General features: G+C 51.3%; 23 protein-coding genes. 12 read left to right on the top strand and 11 right to left on the bottom strand.

Features of this window, described 5'->3' with window-relative positions:
• Positions 1-40: 40 nt before the first annotated feature.
• The gene (locus HMPREF3052_RS03460; RefSeq protein WP_070748561.1) at positions 41-850 is read left to right on the top strand and encodes an alpha/beta hydrolase; all 810 of its coding nucleotides are present in this window, start codon (positions 41-43) and stop codon (positions 848-850) included.
• A 257-nt stretch (positions 851-1,107) separates the two neighbouring features.
• Here HMPREF3052_RS03460 and HMPREF3052_RS03465 read toward each other — a convergent pair whose 3' ends face one another.
• Together HMPREF3052_RS03465 and rsmI are read right to left on the bottom strand one after the other, a co-directional pair.
• Positions 1,108-1,728, bottom strand: coding sequence for a DUF1269 domain-containing protein (locus tag HMPREF3052_RS03465; RefSeq protein WP_070712222.1), 621 nt, complete (start codon positions 1,726-1,728; stop codon positions 1,108-1,110).
• 219 nt (positions 1,729-1,947) lie between these two features.
• The gene (gene rsmI / locus HMPREF3052_RS03470; RefSeq protein WP_070712221.1) at positions 1,948-2,835 is read right to left on the bottom strand and encodes a 16S rRNA (cytidine(1402)-2'-O)-methyltransferase; all 888 of its coding nucleotides are present in this window, start codon (positions 2,833-2,835) and stop codon (positions 1,948-1,950) included.
• A gap of 65 nt (positions 2,836-2,900) precedes the next feature.
• Between rsmI and HMPREF3052_RS03475 the strand changes: the two genes are divergently transcribed.
• The 6 genes from HMPREF3052_RS03475 (at position 2,901) to HMPREF3052_RS03500 (ending at position 6,745) form a co-directional block, all read left to right on the top strand.
• Positions 2,901-3,248 carry a YraN family protein gene (locus HMPREF3052_RS03475; protein ID WP_070748563.1) on the top strand — a complete coding sequence of 116 codons (348 nt, stop codon included), beginning with the start codon at positions 2,901-2,903 and terminating at the stop codon, positions 3,246-3,248.
• Positions 3,249-3,252: 4 nt separating this feature from the next.
• Positions 3,253-3,846 carry a phosphoheptose isomerase gene (locus HMPREF3052_RS03480; RefSeq protein WP_070748565.1) on the top strand — a complete coding sequence of 198 codons (594 nt, stop codon included), beginning with the start codon at positions 3,253-3,255 and terminating at the stop codon, positions 3,844-3,846.
• Positions 3,847-3,919: 73 nt separating this feature from the next.
• Complete coding sequence (locus HMPREF3052_RS03485) at positions 3,920-4,531, top strand: BON domain-containing protein (protein ID WP_070748566.1); 612 nt, start codon at positions 3,920-3,922, stop codon at positions 4,529-4,531.
• Positions 4,532-4,598: 67 nt separating this feature from the next.
• Positions 4,599-5,204 (top strand): hypothetical protein, encoded by a 606-nt coding sequence (locus HMPREF3052_RS03490; protein ID WP_049329281.1) that lies wholly within the window; start codon positions 4,599-4,601, stop codon positions 5,202-5,204.
• A gap of 63 nt (positions 5,205-5,267) precedes the next feature.
• Positions 5,268-6,047, top strand: a complete 780-nt coding sequence (gene map, locus HMPREF3052_RS03495) for a type I methionyl aminopeptidase (RefSeq protein WP_003683983.1) — start codon at positions 5,268-5,270, stop codon at positions 6,045-6,047.
• Positions 6,048-6,451: 404 nt separating this feature from the next.
• Positions 6,452-6,745 (top strand): helix-turn-helix domain-containing protein, encoded by a 294-nt coding sequence (locus HMPREF3052_RS03500; protein ID WP_049352669.1) that lies wholly within the window; start codon positions 6,452-6,454, stop codon positions 6,743-6,745.
• Positions 6,746-6,840: 95 nt separating this feature from the next.
• Here the strand turns inward: HMPREF3052_RS03500 and HMPREF3052_RS03505 are convergent, their stop codons facing one another.
• Genes HMPREF3052_RS03505 through HMPREF3052_RS03515 form a run of 3 tightly spaced genes read right to left on the bottom strand, consistent with a single transcriptional unit; the run spans position 6,841 to position 9,230 of the window.
• The gene (locus tag HMPREF3052_RS03505; RefSeq protein WP_049352667.1) at positions 6,841-7,791 is read right to left on the bottom strand and encodes a YheT family hydrolase; all 951 of its coding nucleotides are present in this window, start codon (positions 7,789-7,791) and stop codon (positions 6,841-6,843) included.
• 12 nt (positions 7,792-7,803) lie between these two features.
• A complete protein-coding gene (locus tag HMPREF3052_RS03510) occupies positions 7,804-8,430 on the bottom strand; it encodes a phosphatase PAP2 family protein (RefSeq protein WP_070748568.1) in 627 nt (208 codons plus the stop codon).
• Entirely contained in the window at positions 8,430-9,230 is an 801-nt protein-coding gene (locus tag HMPREF3052_RS03515; protein ID WP_070748570.1) for a competence/damage-inducible protein A, read from the bottom strand. Before HMPREF3052_RS03515 ends, HMPREF3052_RS03510 begins: the two co-directional genes overlap by 1 nt.
• A gap of 110 nt (positions 9,231-9,340) precedes the next feature.
• Between HMPREF3052_RS03515 and argG the strand changes: the two genes are divergently transcribed.
• Together argG and HMPREF3052_RS03525 are read left to right on the top strand one after the other, a co-directional pair.
• Positions 9,341-10,684 carry an argininosuccinate synthase gene (gene argG, locus HMPREF3052_RS03520; RefSeq protein WP_070748572.1) on the top strand — a complete coding sequence of 448 codons (1,344 nt, stop codon included), beginning with the start codon at positions 9,341-9,343 and terminating at the stop codon, positions 10,682-10,684.
• A 122-nt stretch (positions 10,685-10,806) separates the two neighbouring features.
• Complete coding sequence (locus tag HMPREF3052_RS03525; RefSeq protein WP_349267316.1) at positions 10,807-11,370, top strand: DUF421 domain-containing protein; 564 nt, start codon at positions 10,807-10,809, stop codon at positions 11,368-11,370.
• Positions 11,371-11,442: 72 nt separating this feature from the next.
• Here HMPREF3052_RS03525 and HMPREF3052_RS03530 read toward each other — a convergent pair whose 3' ends face one another.
• The 3 genes from HMPREF3052_RS03530 to HMPREF3052_RS03540 form a co-directional block, all read right to left on the bottom strand.
• On the bottom strand, positions 11,443-11,814 hold the full coding sequence (locus HMPREF3052_RS03530) for a DUF488 domain-containing protein (protein ID WP_070748574.1): 372 nt from the start codon (positions 11,812-11,814) through the stop codon (positions 11,443-11,445).
• A gap of 62 nt (positions 11,815-11,876) precedes the next feature.
• Positions 11,877-12,659, bottom strand: a complete 783-nt coding sequence (trpC, locus tag HMPREF3052_RS03535) for an indole-3-glycerol phosphate synthase TrpC (RefSeq protein WP_049352659.1) — start codon at positions 12,657-12,659, stop codon at positions 11,877-11,879.
• A 142-nt stretch (positions 12,660-12,801) separates the two neighbouring features.
• Positions 12,802-14,274, bottom strand: a complete 1,473-nt coding sequence (locus HMPREF3052_RS03540) for a malate:quinone oxidoreductase (RefSeq protein ID WP_070748576.1) — start codon at positions 14,272-14,274, stop codon at positions 12,802-12,804.
• A 430-nt stretch (positions 14,275-14,704) separates the two neighbouring features.
• Between HMPREF3052_RS03540 and HMPREF3052_RS03545 the strand changes: the two genes are divergently transcribed.
• From HMPREF3052_RS03545 to HMPREF3052_RS03555, 3 genes are all read left to right on the top strand, one after another.
• Positions 14,705-15,199: a hypothetical protein gene (locus HMPREF3052_RS03545; RefSeq protein ID WP_070748578.1), complete on the top strand. Its 495-nt coding sequence runs from the start codon at positions 14,705-14,707 to the stop codon at positions 15,197-15,199.
• Between the two features lie 82 nt (positions 15,200-15,281).
• Entirely contained in the window at positions 15,282-15,911 is a 630-nt protein-coding gene (gene rsmG / locus HMPREF3052_RS03550; protein WP_036493627.1) for a 16S rRNA (guanine(527)-N(7))-methyltransferase RsmG, read from the top strand.
• A 67-nt stretch (positions 15,912-15,978) separates the two neighbouring features.
• Positions 15,979-16,749: a ParA family protein gene (locus tag HMPREF3052_RS03555; RefSeq protein ID WP_003681348.1), complete on the top strand. Its 771-nt coding sequence runs from the start codon at positions 15,979-15,981 to the stop codon at positions 16,747-16,749.
• A 248-nt stretch (positions 16,750-16,997) separates the two neighbouring features.
• Here the strand turns inward: HMPREF3052_RS03555 and HMPREF3052_RS03560 are convergent, their stop codons facing one another.
• The 3 genes from HMPREF3052_RS03560 to HMPREF3052_RS03575 form a co-directional block, all read right to left on the bottom strand.
• Complete coding sequence (locus HMPREF3052_RS03560) at positions 16,998-18,278, bottom strand: hypothetical protein (protein WP_070748580.1); 1,281 nt, start codon at positions 18,276-18,278, stop codon at positions 16,998-17,000.
• Positions 18,279-18,797: 519 nt separating this feature from the next.
• Positions 18,798-20,792, bottom strand: a complete 1,995-nt coding sequence (locus tag HMPREF3052_RS03570) for an ATP-binding protein (RefSeq protein WP_070748584.1) — start codon at positions 20,790-20,792, stop codon at positions 18,798-18,800.
• Between the two features lie 50 nt (positions 20,793-20,842).
• Complete coding sequence (locus HMPREF3052_RS03575; RefSeq protein ID WP_070748586.1) at positions 20,843-24,463, bottom strand: GNAT family N-acetyltransferase; 3,621 nt, start codon at positions 24,461-24,463, stop codon at positions 20,843-20,845.
• Between the last annotated feature and the right edge of the window lie 292 nt (positions 24,464-24,755).

Genomic DNA, 24,755 nt, shown 5'->3' on the forward strand with positions numbered 1-24,755 from the left:
GCCTTTTCCCTTAAGCAACCATTGATTAAAGCACCCCATCATGTCCATCCGTCCTAACTGGCAAGCCGCCACCCTGCTGCAAGCCGAAGAAACCGCCCTTACTTCCGCCCACACCGGCCGCACCTACCGCATTCAAGCCGCGGCACTCGGCGAGCGTCCGGCAGGCGGCTATCCCGTACTGTATATTCTTGACGGGGACGCCTTTTTCCCCGCCATCCTCAATATGGCGCAATCCCTGCTCATCAACCCCATCACCAAAAGCCATGCCGCCTGTCTGATTGTCGGCATCGGTTACACCGGCGGCACCATCCGCGACTTAAGCCAACGCGCCCTCGACTACACGCCGCCGCTGCCCGACAAAGCGCCCGAATCCGAACGCAAACAATACGGCCAAGCCGACCGCTTCAGCCGCTTTATCGATGACGAACTCTCCGCCCTGCTCGACGGCAAATACCGCATCGATACCCAAAACCAAGCCGTCTTCGGCCATTCGTTCGGCGCCTTGTACGGCCTCTATTCCCTGTTCACCCGCCCCGAACGCTTCCGCCATTATTTGCTGGTGTCGCCGTCTATCTGGTGGCAAGACCGCCGCGTACTCGATTGGCTGCCCGACACTTTACCGCAAAGAATCGGCATCCGCCTCGGCGCAGGCGAACATGAAGGCAGAAACAACCGCCCCGACCAAACCAGCCGCGGCATGGTTGCACAAGCCAAAATTCTTGCCGGCACTTTGCACCACCTCGGCGCGGATGTCCGCTTTACCCTCTACCCCAACGCCAATCACGGCAACGCCCCGTTTTACGCCCTGACCGACTGCATCGAATATTTGCGCAACGTATGGCAGCGTTAAAGCAGGTTTGCCAAACATTGAGGCCGTCTGAAATGCAAACTTAGAAGCGTATTGAACCTATTGGATCGATCTAAAATCCAATTATAAAAAGGCCGAGACCTTCGCAATAACATAGGTTGAGACCTTTGCAAAGGTCTCGGGGCATGAAAAAGGGAGAGGCTACCTGAAAAATAGATTTTCAGGTAGCCTCAAACCGGTTTGGCATGCATCCGAAACGGAAAATTTGAGCGGTTACATACCTTGGGTTGGTGGCAGTGTTATTTCAACTTGGCTGCCAATTCGTCGAATTTTTGTTTGATGTCGGCCTTGAAGGCTTCCACTTTCTCTTTGCGTTCGGCTTTGCGCTGTTTTTTCCAAGCTTCGTGTGCCTGACGTGCCACTTCTTCCTGCGCTTCTATTGCTGCCAATACGTCCTGTTGGGCAACGGCTGCATCTTGCCGGAGAATAACGGTTTTGAAACGGTGGAAGAAAGCATCCAATACAGCCTCGTCGGATTCTTGCGCCAAAATAATGATTGCAGTACTGCCGTTATCCAGTTTTTTGGCTGTATTTTCCAGCAACGCCCCCTCTCCCAATGTTTGGGCAGTGCCTACATCACTGCCGATGAGTGCGCCAGTAGCTCCACCCAACAGAACACCGATAGGACCGCCGAGGATGCCGACCAGCGAACCAATGAGGCCGCCCGTCCATGTGCCTTCGACCGTATTGGCGGTAAAGTCGGTGCTTTCTGCTGGGATAATCAGACCATTTTCCTTTTTAACCAAAACGGCTTGTGCCACCAAAGCATCTGTTGTCTGCGAGTAAGCTTTCAATTCAGAAAAGGCTTGATAAGCTTCGCTGGAGATGTCGAATAAGGCAACGATGATGTTTTGTTTCATAAGTCCACTCCCGTAGATTGAAAGATTTAAGAACATACTAGTTGTATGCAGTGTCATTGTAAATTACAAGGGGGGGGGGGGAGCAATGCGGCAAACAGAACTTTACCTATATAAAGCCTGTAGAACCGGCAAACGGATAACGAACAATACCCAGCCTTACCTGTAGGAAATCGTCGCGTTGTTTACACCACAGGTTGAGAGAAATAAGCCTACAAGACCTCAAGCGTCGTCTGAAATCCGTTTCCACTCCAACGCTAAATCGTACAAGGTTTTTTTGCTTTCGCCGGTAATCTTGGCGGCAAGCTCGGCGGCTTGTTTGGTCGGCAACTCGGCCGCAAGGATTTTCATGGTATTTTGCGCCGCTTCGGGCAAATCGCTGTGCTTCTCTTTCACCGCAGGGTGCAACACCAGCACCATCTCGCCGCGCGTTTGGTTGCTGTCATTTTTAAGGGCGGCTTGAATTTCGGCAACCGTGCCGCAGAGGAAGGTTTCAAACGTTTTGGTAATTTCGCGCGCCAATGTCAAACGGCGTTCGGGGAACTGCGCGGCCATATCCGCAAGGCTTGCTTCGATACGGTGCGGCGTTTCAAACATCACAATCGGAAAATCGGCTTCCACCCATTTGGTCAACAGTTTTTGGCGTTCGCCGGCCTTAGGCGGCAGGAAACCGTTGAAGTAAAAATCGGATTCCGTCACACCGGCCACGCTCAACGCCCCCATGACCGCGCTTGCGCCGACCACAGGCACCACTTTAAATCCGGCTTCGCGCACGCGGGCGGCAAGTTTCGCACCCGGATCGCACACCGCTGGCGTACCCGCATCCGAAACTTGGGCGACGCTCAGGCCGTCTGAAAGATGGCCGATGATTTTGTCGGCCATTTGCTGCTCGTTGTGTTCGCGAACGCTCACGAGTTTGCCCTGAATGCCGTATGCGCTCAAAAGCTGGGCGGTAACACGGGTGTCCTCGGCGCAGATAATGTCGGCCTTTTGCAGCACGGCCAGTGCGCGCAACGTTATGTCGGCTAAATTGCCGATGGGTGTGGCGACAACGTATAATGTCTGTTTTTCGATGCTGTCGACGGCTTTTTGCAGGTGTTTTGTGTACATAGATTCAAGGCCGTCTGAAACGGCGTCTCTTTAAAAACAATGATTATATAACGGGTAAACTTTTCATGCGCTTAAACCACAAACAGGGGGCGGCGGCCGAAGATGCGGCGCTGGCATTCCTGCTGGACAAAGGCTGCTCGCTGTTGGCGCGGAACTGGCATTGTGCCTACGGCGAAATCGATTTAATCGTCAAAAACGGCGGTACGATTGTGTTTGTTGAAGTAAAATACCGCAAAAACCGAGGTTTCGGTGGTGCCGCATACAGCATCTCGCCGTCCAAATTATTGAAATTGCAACGAAGTGTAGAGTATTATCTGCAAAAGCACGGGTTGAGCCACGCTCCCTGCCGCCTGGATGCGGTACTGATTGAGGGCGACGGCCAACCCGAATGGATTCAAAATATTACAGGTTAACCTCATGACAACATTACAAGAACGCGTTTCCGCGCATTTTGCCGAGAGCATCCGCGCCAAGCAGGAAGCCGAAAAAGTACTGGTCGAGCCGACCGCACAGGCTGCCGAGTTGATGCTTCAATGTCTGATGAACGACGGCAAAATCCTGGCCTGCGGCAACGGCGGTTCGGCTGCCGACGCGCAACACTTCGCCGCCGAAATGACCGGCCGTTTTGAAAAAGAACGCATGGAATTGGCCGCTATTGCGCTGACGACGGATACTTCCGCCCTGACCGCCATCGGCAACGACTACGGTTTCGACCATGTATTCAGCAAACAAGTGCGCGCGCTCGGACGTGCAGGCGACGTATTGGTCGGCATCTCCACCTCCGGCAATTCCGCCAACGTCATCGAAGCCATCAAAGCGGCACACGAACGCGATATGCACGTCATCGCCATGACCGGCCGCGACGGCGGCAAAATCGCTGCCATGCTCAAAGATACCGATGTTTTGCTCAACGTCCCTTATCCGCGCACTGCCCGCATTCAGGAAAACCATATTTTGCTGATTCACGCCATGTGCGACTGCATCGACTCCGTCCTGCTTGAAGGCATGTAACCCTTTCTTTTCAGACGGCCCATCCCTTAAAGGCCGTCTGAACACCCAACCGTCCATACCCAAGGAAAAGGATATGAAGAATATCAAACGCTACACCCTCCCCGTTCTGACTGCGACCCTCTTAAGCCTGAGTCTGAGCGGCTGCGTCGGCGCACTGATCGGCGGTGCAGCCGTCGGCACCAAATCCGCCGTCGACCGCCGCACCACCGGCGCGCAAACAGACGACAACGTTATGGCACTGCGCGTCGAAACCACCGCACGCTCCTACCTGCGCCAAAACAACCAAGTCGAAGGCTACAAACCCAAACTGAACGTTGTCGGCTACAACCGCCACCTGCTCCTGCTCGGCCAAGTGGCTACCGAAGGCGAAAAACAATTTGTTGAACGCATCGCCCGTTCCGAACAAGCCGCAGAAGGCGTGTACAACTACATCACCGTTGCCTCACAAGCGCGTTCGCTCGGCGACGTGACCAACGATACTTGGGGTACATCCAAAGTCCGCGCCTCCCTGTTGGGCCTCAGCCCGGCCACCCAAGCACGCGTCAAAATCGTGACTTACGGCAACGTGACCTATGTGATGGGCATCCTTACACCTGACGAACAAGCCCGCGTGACCCAAAAAGTCAGCACGACCGTCGGCGTACAAAAAGTCGTGACCCTCTATCAAAACTACGTTGCCAACTGATTCACAGGCAACCCGGGGCCGTCTGAATATTCAGACGGCCATTCCTCCAACGATTACCCGACCCATCATGTCCAAGAATAATAAAACCCCTTTCCAACTTAAGCCCAAACACCTAATCCGCGCTTTATTCCTTGTCAGCTTTATCGCCGTCGCAGCCCTTGTTGCCGGCGTATTCAGCACCCTACACTCCGGTAAAACCGACGTACCCGAAAAAAGCCCTGCCGAACAAACCGACACACGCATTGAAGTTTGGCGCCCCAACGGCACAGTCGAACCTGAAACCGTTCAGCCTGCCAAGGACGGCGACGCAAAAACTGCCTCCGGCAATCCTGTCGTCCCACAAAATGAAAAAGGTGAAAAAGCGGAAGAAGGTGTAAAAAACGACCGCGCCGCTGCACACCGCGGCAAACGCACAGAAAACAAACGCACTGAAGCCGACAAATCAGAAAACACACCATCCGACAACAGCAGCCCTGCCGCTCAAAACAAACCTAAAGCAGACAGCCAGCCGGTAGAAAACAAAGCCGCAAGCAACAAACCTGCCGCACAAGCGGTAGAAAACAAACCGGAAAAAGCCAAAGCCCCCGAGTCCAAACCGACTCCGAAAGCCGAGCCTGGGGCAAAACCACAAGCCAAACCGCGCAATAAAGACAATCTCGACAACCTGTTTTAAACAGACGGCACACCCGTCCCGTTCAGACGGCCTCCATGCCGTCTGAAACAAGAAGGAAACCTCATGAACGAAGTCATCATCAAAACCCCCGAAGAAATCGAAAAAATGCGCGAACTCGGCCGCTTGGTCGCCGAAGCCCTCGATTACATCGGCCAATTCGTCAAACCCGGCGTCACCACCAACGAAATCGACAAACTCGTTTACGACTACCACGTCAACGTTCAAGGCGGTTATCCGGCCCCCCTCAACTACGGCAACCCGCCCTACCCGAAATCCTGTTGCACCTCCGTCAACCACGTCATCTGCCATGGCATTCCCGACGACAAGCCGCTGAAAGAAGGCGACATCGTCAACATCGACCTGACCATTAAAAAAGACGGTTTCCACGGCGACTCCAGCCGTATGTTTACCGTCGGCAAAGTCTCCCCGATTGCCCAACGCCTGATCGACGTGACCCACGCCTCCATGATGGCGGGTATAGAAGCGGTCAAACCCGGCGCCACCCTCGGCGACGTCGGCTATGCCTGCCAACAGGTTGCCGAAAATGCCGGCTACTCCGTCGTGCAGGAATTCTGCGGACACGGCATCGGCCGCGGCTTCCACGAAGCACCTCAAGTAGTCCACTACGGCCGCAAAGGTGAGGGCCTCGTCCTCAAACCGGGCATGATTTTTACCATCGAGCCGATGATCAACCAAGGCAAACGCCATCTGCGCATCCTGAACGACGGTTGGACAGTGGTTACCAAAGACCGCTCCCTCTCCGCCCAATGGGAACACGAAGTTTTGGTTACCGAAACCGGCTACGAAATCCTCACCATCAGCCCTGCCAGCGGTAAGCCTTAACCTTGAAAAAACCTTCAGGCCGTCTGAAAACATAGATTCAGACGGCCTGAAGTTTATTCGCATTCTCAACCTAGAAAACCGAATAAAAACTCGAAATTAAGTTTTCACCCAAATTGAATTGTTTAATTATGTAAAAATTTGCTTACGCCATATTTAAGATAAGCGCATAATTTAATGATTTATATAATGAAAATTTACTGAAATAATGAATTAAGAAATATTTACACAAATTATGGCAGACAGCGGAAAACTTCTTTCGAATATACTGTCTAATTATCTAGATCAGTCATTTGCAATACGCCCACATATCACCCCAAAAGCCTACAGGAAAGGGATGCCGGCATTCTTGCAGACCCATTTTTATGCCTAGAGGCATGCAACAAATACCACAATAAGGAAGATTCATGAAATCGTTCGAAAAAATTGAAAACATCCGCGATATCCGTAAAAAACTCGGCCTGAACCAAATGGACTTCTGGAGCCGCATTGGTGTGACTCAATCCGGCGGTTCCCGTTACGAATCTGGCCGCAATATGCCTAAACCTGTACGCGAATTGCTGCGTTTGGTACACATCGAGCGCGTAGATTTGGCTAAAGTTAACCGTGACGACTTGGCCGTTGCTTCCCTGCTGAAAAACCGCGACCCTGAGTTGTACGCTTCTCTGAAAAGAGAAGCCAAAGCCGACAAAGGTAAATAATCAAGCTATTCAAAAGGCCGTCTGAAACTCGTTTTCAGACGGCCTTTTTACTTTCTACACCCTAAGGGCATGTCTGCATACATGCCCTTTTCCATTTACGGCTGATACTGTTTGAAATAGTCCAACACGATTTGTGGCAGCCATTGCAGATTCAGACGGCCTTGATCGCGGCTGACAAAACCGACATGCCCGCCGTATGCCGGTTGCAGCAGCGTAACGGCCGAGGACACGTCCCGCCCGGTCGGCAGGGCTTCTGGCGGCAGGAAAGGGTCATTGACGGCATTTAGCAGCAGTAACGGCGTACCCACGCCTTTCAGGAACGGTTTGCAGGAATTACGGCGGTAGTAATCGTGGCGGTCGGCAAAACCATGTAGCGGCGCGGTAAAGCGGTCGTCAAAGTCGCCAAGCGTTTTGCAGTTTTGCTGGCTTAAGGCCGTCTGAAACTGAGGAATCGCCTGGGCTTTCGGCAACAGCGAATTTAAAAAATAGCGCGTGTAAATCAGTCGCGTCATGCCCTGATCAAATCGCGTACCGGCCGCTACGGCATCAACCGGCGCGGAAACGACGGCAGATGCGCGTGGAACGGCATTGCTGCCCTGCTCACCCAAATATTTGGCCAGGGCATTGCCCCCCAAAGAAACGCCGACAGCGTAGATGGTTGAATAGCGTCGGGCCAGTGTGTTGAGCATAAAGGCGATTTCGGGCGTATCGCCGAGGTGGTAGAACACGGGCGCGGTGTTTTCTATACCGCCGCAACTGCGGAAATGGGCAACCACGCCGTTCCAACCGCGCTGCTGTACGGCTTTCATCAATTCGACCGCGTAATGGCTCTCGCTACTGCCTTCCAGTCCGTGGAACAAAACCACCAACGGCGCATCGGGATTGGCGCTGTCGACAAAATCGTAGGCAACTTGGGTTTTGCCGGTACTGTCGGGCAGAAGCTCGCGGCGGTAGTCGGGCGCCTTGCCTTGCAGCAGCTTGGCAAACAGGGTGTCGGCATGACCGTTTCTGAGCCAATAAGGCGTGTTGGGTGAACGTGTATTCATGATTTATTTCTTCTATTTTTCAGACGGCCTGAAGATGAGCATATACACCAGCAAGGCAGTCAGCGTGCCGTTTGTCCAGCCTGCCCAAACGTCGGTGGGATAATGCACGCCCAAATAGATGCGTGAAAACCCAGTCAACAGAGCAAAGGAAATACCGCCTATCCAAGCAGCACGGCGGTAGCGCGTGCGACGGCAAAGCAATATCAACATGACGGCAATGGCAGCGGAAAACGTACTGTGGCCGCTGGGAAAGGAAAAATTGCTCTCTTCAATCAGGCGCGGCCAAAGCAACGGGCGTTCGCGGGCAAACCATACTTTCACAATCAACATGTTCAAAGTCGGCACCAATGCCGCCAACACGCAAAACAGCGCTTCGCGCTTCTTATCGGCAAAATACAGGGCGGCGGCAACCGCGCCGATCAGCGGCACGGCAATCGCGGTTTTGCCTAGATAGTGCAACACGGTGGCAATCGGGTCAAACCATGTTCCCGCGTGGGCATGGACGGCGTGCATCAGCGGCGGTTCAAAAGCGAAGCCGCCATATTGCGCCAGCCAAATACCGATGATGAGGGTTGGCGGCAAAAACAGCAAAGAGGCAAAAGTCAGTGCGCGTCTGGATTGTGCTGGGGATAAGTGCATTATTCCACCGTTTCTTTCAAAGTCGCGCCAATCGCCTGCAAACCCTGCAACGCATCTTCCCACGCCGCATCCATCAAGCGGCAGGCCTCGCCCTCCGCCTTGATGCCGAACTCGATATGCGGCGGAGTATAACGGCCGTCTGAATCGGTACGGCCCACGGTGGGCAAGCTGTACGAACGGACACCGGCGTAGGTATGTTCAAGATGTTCCATAATCGGCGTAATGCGCGACTCGGGTTGGTCGAACACATACACACTGCGGCTGCCGCGTTCGGTTTGGTTAAAGCGGTCGGCGTAATAAGTTTCCAATACCCATTCCGCCATCGGGTGCGCCATCACAGGGAAGCCGGGGAAGAAATAATGTTCGCGGATGGAAAATCCGGCGATGTTGTTGAACGGGTTGGGCACAAGTTTTGCGCCTGCGGGAAAGTCCGCCATTTTCAGGCGTTGGGCGTGTTCCGGCGAATCGAGCGGTTCGCCGCGTTTCTGGGTCACGCCTTCGATAAACTTGGCGGCTTCAGGATGGCGGACGACAGGCAAATCCAAAGCGGCCGCTGCGGCTTGGCGCGTGTGGTCGTCAGGCGTAGAACCGATACCGCCGGTAACAAAAGTCGGCAGGCCGTCTGAAAAACTGCGGCGCAGTTGTTTAACCAGCAAATCAGGTTCGTCGGGCAAGTATTGCACCTGATTGAGCTTCAGCCCGTGCGATTCCAATAAAGATTTAAAAAAGGCGAAATGCTTGTCTTGACGGCTGCCGTGCAGGATTTCGTCGCCGATGATAATAAGGTTAAAAGCGTTCATGATGAGGTTTCTTTAATACGGCCCTCCGAACATTCAGACGGCCTAATTGCTGACAATGTATTCCATTTATAAGATAATGGTTTCAACTTTTCAAGTCTGGAGGAATCCCAATGAGCCAAAACCATACTATTTTACAAAATCTCCCCATCGGTCAAAAAGTCGGCATCGCCTTCTCCGGCGGTCTTGATACCTCTGCCGCGCTGTTGTGGATGAAACTCAAAGGCGCACTGCCTTACGCCTACACCGCCAACCTCGGCCAACCTGACGAAGACGATTACAACGCCATTCCTAAAAAAGCGATGGAATACGGCGCAGAAAATGCCCGCCTGATTGACTGCCGCGCGCAGTTGGCACACGAAGGCATCGCCGCCATCCAATGCGGCGCGTTCCACGTTTCCACCGGCGGCATCGCCTACTTCAACACCACGCCTCTGGGCCGCGCCGTGACCGGCACCATGCTCGTTTCCGCCATGAAAGAAGACGATGTGAATATCTGGGGCGACGGCAGTACCTACAAAGGCAACGACATCGAGCGTTTCTACCGCTACGGCCTGTTGACCAATCCGGCGTTGAAAATCTACAAACCTTGGCTCGACCAACAATTTATCGACGAACTCGGCGGCCGTCACGAAATGAGCGAATTTCTGATTGCCAACGGTTTCAACTACAAAATGTCGGTTGAAAAAGCCTACTCCACCGATTCCAATATGCTCGGCGCGACGCATGAAGCCAAAGACTTGGAATTCCTCAACAGCGGCATCAAAATCGTCAAACCCATCATGGGCGTTGCCTTTTGGAACGAAAACGTCGAAGTCAAACCCGAAGAAGTCAGCGTGCGCTTTGAAGAAGGCGTGCCGGTTGCATTAAACGGCAAAGAATACGCCGATCCTGTCGAACTCTTCCTCGAAGCCAACCGCATCGGCGGCCGTCACGGCTTGGGCATGAGCGACCAAATCGAAAACCGCATCATCGAAGCTAAATCACGCGGCATCTACGAAGCCCCGGGCATGGCATTGTTCCACATCGCCTACGAGCGTTTGGTCACCGGTATCCACAACGAAGACACCATCGAACAATACCGCATCAACGGCCTGCGCCTCGGCCGCCTGCTCTACCAAGGCCGCTGGTTCGACAGCCAAGCCCTCATGTTGCGCGAAACCGCCCAACGCTGGGTCGCCAAAGCCATCACCGGCGAAGTCACCCTCGAGCTGCGCCGCGGCAACGACTACTCAATTCTGAACACCGAATCGCCTAACCTGACCTACCAACCGGAACGCCTGAGTATGGAAAAAGTCGAAGACGCCGCGTTCACCCCGCTCGACCGCATCGGCCAGCTCACCATGCGCAACCTCGACATCACCGACACCCGCGCCAAACTGGGTATCTACTCTCACAGCGGTTTGCTGTCGCTGGGCGAAGGATCGGTATTGCCGCAGTTGGGTAATAAGAAATAAAGCAACCCTGCCATTTGGGACCGTTTCAAACGGGAAAGGTCGTCTGAAATTTAGTTTTCAGACGACCTTTCTATTTTTCCTCAGATTAGATGGATATTTTATGTTTAATTTTGTAAATCAAAATCTTAGGTAAAGGCAACCTCGCACCGATCTCCGCCATGGATCAAGTACAAAACTTTGTACTCGGCGGCATCATCAGCGACGTGATTTACAGCGACAGCATCGGCCTGTTGCAATTTTTCCTCGTACTGATTTTGTGGACGCTATTGGTATTGAGCCTGAAATTCATCAAAAACCACAACCACTGGGTCAAATCCGTGATTGACGGCAAATCCGTTTGGACCATCGTCAACGGCGAAGTCCAAGCTGAAGAATGTATGAAAAACGGCATCAGCGCACACGACCTCATGTTCAAACTCCGCGCCGCCGGCATCTACGAAATCTCTGCCGTCAAACGCGCCGTGATGGAACAAAACGGCCAGCTCGCCGTCATTCAGTACGGCGACGAAAGCCTACGCTATCCGCTGATTACAGACGGCCAAGTCGACCCCGACATCCTCGAAATCATTAAGCGTGATGAAGAGTGGCTGCAACAAGAGCTTGACCGCCTCCACCTTGAAGCCTCGCAAGTCTATATCGGCGAATATATAGACGGAAAATTGGTGGCACACCGTTATCCTTCTTGATTTGAAAATAGCAGGCCGTCTGAAACCCTGATTTCAGACGGCCTTTTTGCATTCAGCCCAAACACTGATGTTTTAATCGCGGTATTCAAACCTTGCGCCCAAAAATTGAGCCAACGCAGAGACGTGGGAATGTCGAGGGTCTTTGACGGCGGTCAGCAATAAAATATTGCCGTGTTGCTGCTCCAAATCCAATAGCTGCTTGATGGCGGCTTGTGCGGTTTCATTGTGCAACTCTTCATGATAACGGCTGACAAAACCGTCGAAATTTTGAGCCGGATTTTCGTGATACCAACGGCGCAGGTTTGCACTGGGCGTAATGTCTTTCAGCCAAAGTGCGGTGGCAAAAACCTCTTTGCGGACGCCGCGCGGATAGAGGCGGTCGATAAAGACGGCCGTCTGCTCGAGATTCGGCTGATAAGCGTAAATGCGTTGTACGGTAAACATTATTCTGCCTTCAAATCGATTCAGGCCGTCTGAAAATTCAGACAGCCTGATGTTTTTAGGGTTTAAAACAGTTTTTTGACTTCGGCTTCGATATCGTCGGCTCGCATAAAGGTTTCGCCGATCAGGAAAGTATGCACGCCGTGGCTACGCATGAAATCGACGTCTTCTTTGTTGCGGATGCCGCTTTCGGTTACAACGGTTTTGCCGTTCAATTCAGGCAAGAGGTCGAGGGTTTGTTGCAGGGTCACTTCAAACGTACGCAGGTTGCGGTTGTTGACGCCCCACAACGGCGTAGTCATGTTGCGGCATTTTTCCAGCTCGGACGCATCGTGCAACTCCAACAATACAGTCATGCCCAATTCGTGGGCAACGGCTTCAAAACGCTCAAGCTGCCCGGCTTCCAGTGCAGCGGCAATCAGAAGAACCGCATCCGCACCCCACGCGCGCGCCTGATAGATTTGGTATTCGTCGATGATAAAATCTTTACGCAAGACCGGCAGCGCCACGGCCGCACGCGCCTGTTTCAAATACTCGGGTGAGCCTTGGAAATAAGGTTCGTCCGTCAACACGGACAAACAGGCCGCGCCAGCTTTTTCATAGGCAACGGCGATTTCGGCAGGATGAAAATCAGGACGGATCAGGCCTTTGCTCGGGCTGGCTTTTTTGACTTCGGCAATAATGGCAGGCAGATTCTGCGCGTGTTTTTCACGGATCGAGCCGATAAAGCTGCGAACCGGCGCGGCAGCCTGCGCTTGGGCTTTGATGTCCTCCAAGGAAACGGCGGCTTTTTGGGCGGCCACTTCTTCTGCTTTGGTGGCAAGGATTTTGTTGAGAATATCGGTCATGGCGTTTTTCTATTGGGGCTGATTTTCGGGTTTGAATCGTGCAACATGCTGTCGCAGATTAGATTTCAGACGGCCTGAATGCCGCTATTTTAATGGTTTGAAAAAAGGCGGGCAAGAATGCCCGCCTTTGTGTCTGCTTCAATTAGTGATGAATGCCCAAAACGGCCGAAGTGTGGCTGATGATTTCGTCCGCCAAAGTCGGATTGTCGTTCAGCTTGATACCGTAGCCGGGCACCAATTCTTTCAGACGGCCTGACCATGACTCGATACGGCCCGGGAAGCATTGGTTGATCAGCTTAATCATCAAAGGCACGGCGGTTGATGCGCCTGGGGACGCGCCTAGCAATGCGGCCAGCGAACCGTCGGCATGAGCGACGATTTCGGTACCGAATTGGAGTACGCCGCCTTTTTTCGGGTCTTTTTTGATGATTTGTACGCGTTGACCGGCGGTAATCAGTTCCCAATTATCAGGATTGGCTTCCGGATAATACTCTAAGAGCGAATTAAAACGTTCTTCTTTGGTTTTACGCAATTCGCCCAAGAGATATTTGGTCAGCGGCATATTAGCCCAACCGGCGCGGAGCATAGGATAGAGGTTGTCCATTTGGATGGACATCGGCAGATCCATGAGCGAGCCTTGTTTGAGGAAGTTGGGGCGGAAGCCTGCGTATGGACCGAACATCAGATGACGTTCACCGTTCACGTTGCGGGTATCCAAGTGTGGAACGGACATAGGAGGCGCGCCAACGGAAGCTTGACCGTACACTTTGGCATTGTGTTGGGCAACGGTTTCAGGGTTGCTGTTGCGGAAGAACAGGCCGGAAACAGGGAAGCCGCCGTAGCCTTTGCCTTCCGGAATACCGGATTTTTGCAGCAGGGTCAGTGCGCCGCCGCCTGCGCCGAGGAACACGAAACGGCTGCGGAGGGTCAAATGGTCTTCATGGTTTTCAGTGTTGCAGGTTTTGAGTACCCACGCGCCGTCAGATTCGCGTTTGATGTCTTCAACATGGCGGTTGAATTCCATTTTCACGCCTTTTTCGCGCAGATATTGCACCATTTGACGGGTCAAGTTACCGAAATCAACGTCCGTACCTTCGGCGGAGTAGTTGGCGGCAATGGGTTGGCTTTCATCACGACCGTTGACAACCAGCGGCGCCCATTCGGCGATTTTGGCGCGGTCGGTAGAAAACTCCATTTTTTCAAAGAGTTTTTGGGTTTTGAACACGTCGAAACGTTTTTGCAGATAACTGCAATGGTCGGCGTTCATCACCAGCGACATATGGGGGACGGAATTGATGAAAGAACGGTCGGTCAGTTTGCCTTCTTCGACCAAAGTCGCCCAAAATTGGCGGCTGATATGGAATTGTTCGGCAATATTGAGGGCGCGGGTCGGATCGATCGTGCCGTCGGCAGTCAGGGGCGCATAGTTCAATTCGCACAGCGCAGAGTGTCCCGTACCGGCATTGTTCCATGCATTTGATGATTCCAACGCTACATCTTCCAAGCGTTCGATCAGGGTGATTTCCCAAGATGGTTCGAGTTCTTTGAGCAATACGCCCAAAGTGGCGCTCATAATGCCGCCGCCTACTAATACGACATCGGTTGCTTCAGCCATGGTTTTACTCCTACTAAAGTCAGGCATGGTTTGCCTTGTGGTTATCTATCATTATAAACAACTGATTTCAGAGGAATTATTTTTTGGTTTTGTTGTGTGTGAAACTTTTTGCCTGCTGAGTTTCCGAGCGTAAATGGCGGAAGGCAGTTTCGGTTTGGGTTCCAGATTTCAGGTCTTTATAATATGTTATTAAGAATTTAGTAGATTTTACGGAGAAATGCAAAGATTTTCTGTTCGGTTCATATAAAAATCATAGATTAGGCCGTCTGAAAACGTTTTCTTACCCTTTATCTGCCAACGTTTGCCAAGAAAAAAGAATTTTTCATTTCTTTTTTAATTGACCGTTTTTGTCAGCAATTTCAGCGCTAACAAACGTGAATCAACCGCCGATCTGCTATCATTTCAACTTATTTCCCCAAGGCAAGCCGCCATGTACCTGACTCAAGAAAAGCCCTACCGCCCCCTATTGGTGGCACTGATGTTCCTCACCCTGCCGCTGGCGATGATATTGCACAATATCGTGCAAATCGCCTTTTCAGACGGCCAAGGGCTGTTGGTCACGGTCAAAGACGGCGCGTGGGCATGGCAAAGCGGTTGGCAGGATTCCGTCGCATGGTTTGTCTGCGGCATGTTTGCCTTCCTCAACCTGCCGATTGCCGGCGGACTGACCAAGCTGGCGTATAAAAAAATGATGCGCCGGCATTCGCGTTACGCCATCTTCCTTGCCGGCGTCGCAGCGTGTGCCTCGGCGGCGGCAGGCTTGATTTTTGAAGCCATCTTAGGCAATGCCGCATTGGCAGGCATGCGCGGACAAGGCATGTTCTACTACACCCTCTCCGTATGGATCATCGCCATGCTGACCCTGCCCAAACAGCTCACGCGCGCGCCGGAGCAGCCCATTGTCTTTCACAAAATGAAACGTTGATTCAACAGGCACAAACATTTTCAGACGGCATGCTTTCCGTTACCATTACATCCAACGCGTTTTAACCAATAAGGAATAACAAATGAATCAGGCGCAACAGCTCCGCGACGGCATACAGGCACTGGGTTTGGACATCGACGAAGCCAAACAGGCCAAACTGCTAGACTATGCCGCCCTGCTGCAAAAGTGGAACAAAACCTACAACCTGACCGCCCTGCGCGATCCCGCCCAAACCGTCAGCCACCACCTGCTCGACAGCCTGACCCTCCTGCCCTATATCGAACACGCACAAACCATGCTCGACGTCGGCTCCGGCGGCGGACAGCCCGGCATACCCACCGCCATCTGCCGCCCCGACCTCGACATCACCCTCCTCGATGCCAACACCAAAAAAACTGCCTTTCTGCAACAAGCCGTAATCGAACTCGGCCTTAAAAACGTCCGCGTCATCAGCGGCCGCGTAGAAGCCGCCGCCGACTGCCGCGCCGACGTCATCACCAGCCGCGCCTTTGCCGAACTCGCCGACTTCGTCAACTGGACCGAGCACCTCCTCAAAGACGGCGGCTACTGGGCGGCCATGAAAGGCGTATATCCGCAAGAAGAAATCGACAAACTACCCGAAAGCGTCGCCGTAGAAAAAGTCGAAGCATTGCACGTCCCCCAACTCAATGCCGAACGCCATATCGTCATCATCCGCAAAAAGGCCGTCTGAAAACAACCCAAGCATACCGAATAACGGTACAATCCAGCCATCCACACTTAACACGACAGCAAAGCACATGAGCGCACAAATCCTCGCCGTCGCCAACCAAAAAGGCGGAGTCGGCAAAACCACCACCACCGTCAACCTCGCCGCCTCCCTAGCCTCCAAAGGCCGCCGCGTCCTCGTCGTCGACCTCGACCCCCAAGGCAACGCCACCACAGGCAGCGGCATCAACAAAGCCACCATCGAAAACGGCGTTTACCAAGTCGTCCTCGGCGAAACCGACATCCCCAACGCCGTCGTCCGCAGCAAAGAAGGCGGCTACGACGTATTGGGCGCCAACCGCACACTGGCCGGCGCAGAAGTCGAACTCGTCCAAGAAATCGCACGCGAAATCCGCCTCAAAAACGCCCTACAGCTCGTTGCCGACAACTACGACTACGTCCTCATCGACTGCCCCCCGTCCCTGACCCTGCTCACCCTCAACGGCCTTGTCGCCGCCAACGGCGTCATCGTCCCCATGCTTTGCGAATACTACGCCCTCGAAGGCATCTCCGACCTCGTGGCCACCGTCCGCAAAATCCGCCAAGCCATCAACCCCGACCTCGACGTAACCGGCATCGTCCGCACCATGTACGACAGCCGCAGCCGCCTCGTCGTCGAAGTCAGCGAACAGCTCAAACAACACTTCGGCAACCTGCTCTTCGACACCGTCATCCCCCGCAACATCCGCCTCGCCGAAGCCCCTAGCCACGGCCTCCCCGCCCTCGCCTACGACGCCCACGCCAAAGGCACCCAAGCTTATTTGGACTTGGCCGATGAACTGATTGCACGGTTGGAAAAATAAACAGAAATATAAATATAAAAAGGCCGTCTGAAAGGTAGAAAGTACTTTCAGACGGCCTTTGGTTTGATTGGAAAGAACATTTTAAAAAAACCGCGTGCGTGCGTACCGCACACACCCTACGCATAAATTTCAAATTCTTTGTGATTCATAGGTAGGGTGTGCGCCCGAAGGCACGCACGCGGTTTGATGCAGGCTACAGCTTGCTATTTAGAAAGATCTATTACAAGGTATAGATGAACAGCTTTCTCCTAAAACCCCGCCCGATTCAATTCTTCCAACAGCGCAGGCCGGCGCGGTTTTTCGCTATATCGTTCCCTGATTTCGTCGGCAAAGTCTTCCATCGCCTGCCGTTGTGCGGAATATTGGCGGCGGAGGGTCTTTAATTGGTTCAAGAGCTGGCGGTATTGCTTACGGTTGCTTGCCTTATTGATTTCAGCCGCAAAGATTTTCAGGTAGCAAGCTACGATTTGATCGTGATACGGCTCGGGGAAAGACGGGGCAAAACGTTCCATCATGTACAACGAAAGGTGTTGCTGCAATAGGGCGAGCAACAGATCGAATTCCTGTTCATGCTCCAATATTTCAGCTCGCAGCGAATATTGACCCGACAAGCGCGTAAGCAGGCGGTTGAATTCATCCGGCCATTCGGCGGCGGGAAACGTGGCTTTCCACGCTTCGTAATGCGGCAACGAAAGGCTGGTGGAAAACGCCAAATCCGCTGCGATTTCGCGTACATTTTTACCGGTTTCCTTCAATACATCAAAAAGTTGCAGCTTCCATTTGTGCGCTGTGCCGGGGGTTCCTTCAGCTTTGGCAATCTTGATTCCTTCACGCAAGAGGCGTTCCGCTTCTGCCCAATCTTGCTGCCCGACAGCTTGTTCTACCGCGATTTGTCTGAATTGCGGCAGGTGCAGATGTCGTCTGAAATAATCTTGCGCGGCAGCAGTATCGCCTTTCGCCTGCAAAACCTGCCAACCCTCAAATGCCCAAAATTCATATTCCCAACCCGACTCGGTAGCAGCCAAACGTTTAGCCACATAATCTTGCCACGCCTGCCATTCGCCGCACAGACGCCAGATTCGGGCGCGGATTTGGTAGATTTTATTGCCTGCCTCCGAGAAATCAAAATAGCGGCTGTCGTCCAAGCATTTGTCCAAAAAATTAATCAAACGCTTCGGGACGTTTTCCATGACCGCCTCTTCCAGCAGGTCGAGTGCCATATACATAGCATCGCCCAACATACCGTCCGAATCGTCCGCCTTTTCAAAAGCATCCTGCAAACGCGGTATCAACAGAGGCAAAGCATGCTGCAACGCCGCCGTTCCCTCCTGCGCCACATCTTCCAACCAGTTTTGCAGCCTGAAGCCCAGATCAGCGGCTTCGTAGTAATCATAATATCGGGTTCGGGAAAAGATACTAGAGAGCTGCTGCCGATACGGATTGCCGCCCTTTTTAGGCTGCTGCGCTTCAGATTCGTCAGGCTGCCCCTCCGGCGTTTGAGCGCGCACCGCATACCACAACGCCGCCATATGCTTGCACGCCCAGCCATAAGGGCAATCGCAGCCCCCGTCCTTAATGTACAAATCACTATCCAGCTTCAGCCATACCGAATAGTTTTCCGAACCGCACACCTCCGCCCGATAACGCCCAGCGGAAGTTTTTTGGACATCGCGAACCTTGCCCTGCTGAAAATACAGCAGACCGCGTTCGGCGATATGGGGCGGGAACAGGTGGAGCGGATGGATACGGGGCATGGTTTGCTTCCAAGAAGTTGTTGAAACAATGGGGAGTTTACTGGTTCGGGTGATGTTTGGGGAGAAGGTAGCGGGAAGATTTGTTTAGCAAAGTGGCAAAAGGTCGTCTGAAAATGGGGTTCAGACGACCTTTTGGGGTGGTTGGAAAAGGTGTAGTTTAGAAAGACCGTGTACTTGCGTACCGCACACACACTACAAACGAATTCCAAGTTTGCGTGATTGGCAGGTAAGGTGTGTACCTGAAGGCACGCATGTGGTTGGATGCAGGCTACAACTTTCTAATTATTGCAATAATTATAGAGACTTTTGGTGCAAATCAGTAATCAATTCTTTTGCAGAAAAATTGCCAAGATCTTCACGTTTGGCTTTGAGTGTATCTAATAGGTATCCGTTTGATAAATCGAAAGAATCTAACAATGTATACCAATTTTTTACATAACACTTGAACCTATCATCATCTGTTACTAAACCTTGTTCCAATTTATCTTTTAATGAATTTATACGGCCACGAATATCTGTATCTGCTTGAGATATTTTTCTACCAATTAGAATCAATTCAAAACGTAAATTTTCGCTACTAAATTCCGGATGATTTTGTAATATCCTTTTATAATCATCTAATTGTCTTAAATGTTTATAATTTAAGGAGATTGCAGGACGTTTAATTTCTATGATTATGCATCTAAAGAATTTCTCTCCAGTCGGTGATATAAAAGGAACTTTACGAGCTAAAAATAAATCAACTTGTCTTTTTACACCTTCTAATTTGTCTGGGGGAAAGTTGTCATCCATATCAGATTGATTAATATGATCAATATCAGGAATCATCTTTCTTAGAGCCAATGCAGTTTTTGTAAAACTATCCTCTTCTGCTCCAATGGTTTCATAAGAATTACCAAATAGCCAAGTATTATTTTCAATAATGCCCTGAAGATCGGGGGTTTCTAAAACTTCTTGGTAGTGATAGTTCATAATTTCTCTTAATTTATAAGCTACACTTTCCCTACGTTGTAGAATTTCAATTGTACTAATAATATGTTCTAATTTTGATTTTGAAATTTGTTGTGCTAGTCTTTTTGTGTTTTCTTCATTTAGATTTAAAACACTTTCAATAATTTCAATTAAACCATCATTCTCATTTGATATAGATAACTTATCAAGCAGACGTATAATAATTTTTTGTTGCTTGATATTTAAGTTATTAAAAATTTTAGGATCTGCTAAATACAGCTCACGAACTAATTGTTTAGTATTTTCTTTTCTCCATTCTTTTTGTTCTTGATTTGAAATATCTACATAATTTGGGAATACTCCATTTTTTTCAAATTGATCTATTTTTTCCTCAACCATTGATCTTAGAAAATCATGATAGATTTTTCTTGTAAATTCAGTGCATTCTAATTCTACTCTTTTCCATGTCTCTGATGAGGGATTATAAATTGGTTGTTCATTTATTAAATCAGGTTCTTTGTAAGTTGAAAAGTTATCAGCCCATTTTGAAATTATATATATGCTGATATAAAAGTCCGTTTTTTGGTTAAAGCTACTTAATTTCTTAAAGACAACTTTATTATGGCTGTTTAATAGATAAATATAAGATTTCTCTGATGTTGGTTTCTTATTCCATAAAAATAATTTAATCTCAAAGTTGTAATCATCAAGATAAATATTGTGTTTGAATAATTTATGTTTTGGAGGTGTAATTTTTGTCGAATTTAATTGAAGGCTATGAGTATCATGCAGAGCAAGAAACCAACCGAATTCAATCGATAACTTTTGTACTAATTTAGCTTCGTCTATAGAAATTTGAGGAAAAATTTCGTTTAATTCAACACATGTTCCAGAGTTTTTTCCTTTTAATGAAAGATGTTGTTTGCAATCATTTATATTTTCCCAAGGGCATTTAGTAAGATCTGAGCTATTAATAGTAATTTTAGCTTGATTACCATGTATATTCTTTGTATACCATGCAGCTTTGTTTGCTAGCTTATGAAAAGCTAACCGTCCCCTGCCACGTGAACCATGCTGTTCAACATTATCCTTTTTTGAAGAATCATTAAATTTGCCAAAATTGTCTTGAATATTATTTATATCAATCCCTAAACCATCATCCAGTACAGTTACTGCTTGTAAAGTATCTAGTTCATTCTTAAAGAAAGTAATATCAACATTTTTGGCCTTAGCATCAAAACCATTCCAAGCTAACTCGATGATAGCTTGTTCTGGTTCAGTATTCTTAAAATGACTTTGTATCCCAGAATGGGTAATTTTAGTTTCAAGATTGTTCATCTGCTGCCCCAGAAAAATTTTAAAATTGCTAGATTTTACCTTAAAAAGTGTTAGACGGTTATATCAATCCACGCCTTCATCAACCTCTTCACCGACACCGGATACGGCGTCTTCAACTCCTGCGCGAACAGCGACACCCTCAATTCTTCAATCATCCATTTAAACGCGGCGAGGTCGTCTGAAACGGGCAATCCTTGTTTCACCAAGCCGTCGGTTTTTTCCTGCCACATTTGTTCCAATTCCTGTATGTCGGCTTCGCGGGCTGCGTCGCGGGCGGGGTTGCCGCTGTATTTTTCGAGACGCAGAGTCATGGCTTTGAGGTAGATGGGGAGGCGCGGCCATTGTGCCCACGGGGTGCGGGTGGCGAAGCCGGCGGCGAGTAGGGTTTGCAGGCGTTGGCGTATGAGGTGGGTGAGCGGGTGTTTGCCGAGTTTGCCGTTCAGTTCGGCGTAGGCGGCGGCGGTTTCCTGCAGGTAGCGGCTGAGGGCTTCTTTGACGGCGGGCAGGCGGCTGCGGGCGCGTTTGATTTGTTCTTTGAAGGCTTTTTCGTTGCGCGGCAGCTCGTCTTCGCCGATAAAGGCGCGGTCGCAGACGGCTTGGGTGAGGTCGTCGCGTAGGGTGTCGGCGTTGATGTGTTTGAGCAGCATGGCGGCTTGGGTGAAGCCTTGGATGCCTTTGTTCAGGTCTTTAACTTGTTCTTTTAGTTGTAGTTTCATGAGTTCGATCACGCCTAATCTGTGTGCTTGTTCGGCGGCGGCGGACGTGTCGAACAGGCGCAGGGCGATGCGGCCATCTTTTTCTTTTTGCAGGCCGAGGTAGCCGGTGAGCTGCTGTTTGCCGCGGGCGAATTTGATGGATTCGGGCAGGGTGCCGATGTCCCATGCGGTAACGTTGTCGCGCTCGAATTCTTGGGTGTTGTCGCGGAAGGTGGTGGCGGCGGCTTTGCCAAGTTGTTGTTGGATTTGGATTAAATCGCGCCCCATGGCTAATTCTTGCCCGCCGTCGTCGATGATGCGGAGGTTGAAATAGCAGTGTTCGGGTAGCCTGAACGCAGCCCATTCGTCTTGGTTGATTTGCTCGAGTATGCGGATGTCGCCTGCGGTTTTGGCGATGGCTTGGGCGAGTTGGGGCAGGATGGGGGCGTTGCGGTCGGGGTTTTGGTTTAAAAATTGGGTGATGAATTCGGGCACGGGCACGCAGATGCGGCGTATTTGTTTGGGCAGTGCTTTGATTTGCAACTGGATTTTTTCGCGTATCATACCGGGCACGAGCCATTCGAGGGCGGCGGGGCTGATGCGGTTGAGGACGGTGAGCGGCAGGGTGAGGGTAACGCCGTCGAGCGGGTGGTGCGGCTCGAAGCGGTAGCTGAGTTTGAATTTGCCGTCTGCGGTTTGCCAGTATTTGGGGAATTGTTCTTCGGTAATGTGCGCGGCGGCGTGCTGCATGAGGTCGTCGCGGCTGAGGAACAGCAGGCGCGGATTGTCGCGCTCGGCGGTTTTGAGCCAGGCTTGGAAGGTGCGGATGTCGGCGAGGGGGAGGGGTTTCAGACGATCTTTTGGGGGTGCAGGCTGCTTTTTGGGTTTGGGGGCGTCTGAAACCGTTGAAGCTTCGGCATCCTTTCCCCTCTCCTGCGGGAGAGGGTTAGGGAGAGGGTTTGCTGAAGTTGCAGAAAAGTTAGTTTGAGCGGCAACTGTTTTGCCCTCTCCCCGACCCTCCCCCACGGGGGAGGGGGTGGGTTGCTGAGGTTTTGCAGGATGCAGGCTGCCTGAAACCGTTGAAGCTGTGGCACCCTGTTCCCTCTCCTGCGGGAGAGGGCTTGCTGCGGTTGCGGAAAAGTTGGTTTGTGCGGCCGCATCAATGCTGTCGGTTTGCAAAATCATGCGGTAATTGATTAAAACCAAGCCGTTTCGCTGAATTTGGTTTTGATGTTGCAGTATAAATCCCTGTTTTTTAAAAAAGGGCAACGCGGCTGCGGACACATCTGCCGTTACCGTTTTATCTGCATCCGCCTGCGGCAAAACGGCAGACAGCAGCGCGGAAGCAACGCCTTGCTGCTGGTGGACAGGGTCGGTAAATAGGCAGTCCAAATGATTTTGCTCGGGCAGGTATTCGATAAAGCCGAGTATGCGGTCATTTTGCGCTGCCAATCGGATACAGCCGCGTCCAATCCGTTTTTGCCAAAAGGCGGCATTGTCCGCGCCCTGTATCCATGCGGCTTTTTCGCTGTCGCTATAATGGCTTGTTTCAATGTGCAGGACGGCGCGGCGGAACAGTTCGGCAATTTGGGCTGCATCATTATGTGCGGCGGGGCGTATGCGGAATGTTGTTGCGGATGATTTCAGGCTGCCTGAAACCGTTGAAACTGCGGCACTCTGTTCCCTCTCCTGTGGGAGAGGGTTAGGGAGAGGGCTTGCTGCGGTTGCGGAAAAGTTGGTTTGTGCGGCAACAGTTTTGCCCTCCCCCACGGGGGAGGGGGCGGTTTGCTGCGGATTTGCGGGATGCAGGTCGTCTGAAACCGCGTCCGCCGTATAAAAATCGGGCAGCCGTTCGTGATAAAACGCAAACAGCGCTTCGTCGTCGACCAGCACGTCTTGCTTGCGCGATTTGTGTTCGAGTTCGGTAATTTCCTTAATCAGCTTTTTGTTGTGGACAAAAAAGTCCGCTTTCAAATCGCATTCCTGCGCTACCAACGCGCTGCGGATAAAGATTTCGCGCGCTTCTTCGGGGGCGATTCTGCCGTAGGACACGGGGCGGCGCGGCAGGACGGTCAGGCCGTAGAGCGTTACCCGTTCGCTGGCGATGACTTCGCCGCGTTTTTGTTCCCAGTGCGGCTCGAAATAGTGGTAGCGGACGAGGTGCGGCGCTTCCTGCTCGATCCATTCGGGCTGGATAGCGGCTACGTCGCGGGCATAAAGTTTTGTTGTTTCAACGAGTTCTGCCGCCATCACCCATTTGGGTTTGGCTTTGAACAGGGCGGAGGCGGGGAAAAGGTGGAAGCGGCTGCCGCGCGCACCGGTGTAGTCGTTGCCGTCGGGCGATTTCATGCCGACGTTGGCGATGAGGCCGGTGAGCAGGGCGCGGTGGATTTGTTCGTAGTCCGCTTCTTTGGCGGCACGGATTTGGGCGCGGTGTTGCTTCTTATCCAGTTGTTTTTGTTTGAGTTTGGCGGATAAGTCTTGGTCGCCTTGGTTTTCAGACGACGTGAGCTGCCTGATTTCGGGAGGTCGTCTGAAAGCGGCTTCCTTGGTGGTCAAACCCATTTCAATCGCGGTTTGGGCAAGCTGGTGGTGCAGCTCGCGCCACTCGCGCATCCGCAGGTGCGACAGGAAATATTGACGGCACCACTGCACCAACTGCTTGTTGGACAAGCCCTTGTCGCGCTCGCGCTGGAAGCTGTCCCAAATATTCAGATAGGTAAGGAAATCGGACTGCTTGTCGGTAAAGCGTTCATGCGCCTTGGTCGCGGCATCGCGGGCCTCCAGCGGCCGCTCGCGCGGGTCTTGAATCGACAGCGCGGACGCAATCACCAATATTTCTGCTATGCAGTCGTGTTTTTTCGCCGCCAACAAAATGCGCGCGATTTTCGGGTCGATAGGCAGCCGCGCCATTTGTTCGCCGAGTTTGGTCAGGCGGTAGCGGGCTAGGGTTAGTTTTTTTTCAATGGATTGCATAAAATAGAATAAATGATATGTTGAAAATTAAGGAAGTAAATCTTAAAGTTATAGGATATCTATCTTAAAACCATTAAATATCAACAAATTACAAAATATCATAAAATATCAAAACTTATCAACTTTTTATCAATGGAACTTTTGCTACGAATTTTTTATGATGCTACCTATCGTCATGGGGGTAATCATGAAAAAATTTAGCACCAATTCAAAAATCAATTCTTTTATTCATTCACTACTAAATAGGGGGTGGAAAATACAAAATAGGAAAAAGCACAATATTTTGGTAGCA

It is taken from the genome of Neisseria sp. HMSC056A03, from assembly GCF_001815685.1.
Classification (GTDB): Bacteria; Pseudomonadota; Gammaproteobacteria; order Burkholderiales; family Neisseriaceae; genus Neisseria; species Neisseria subflava.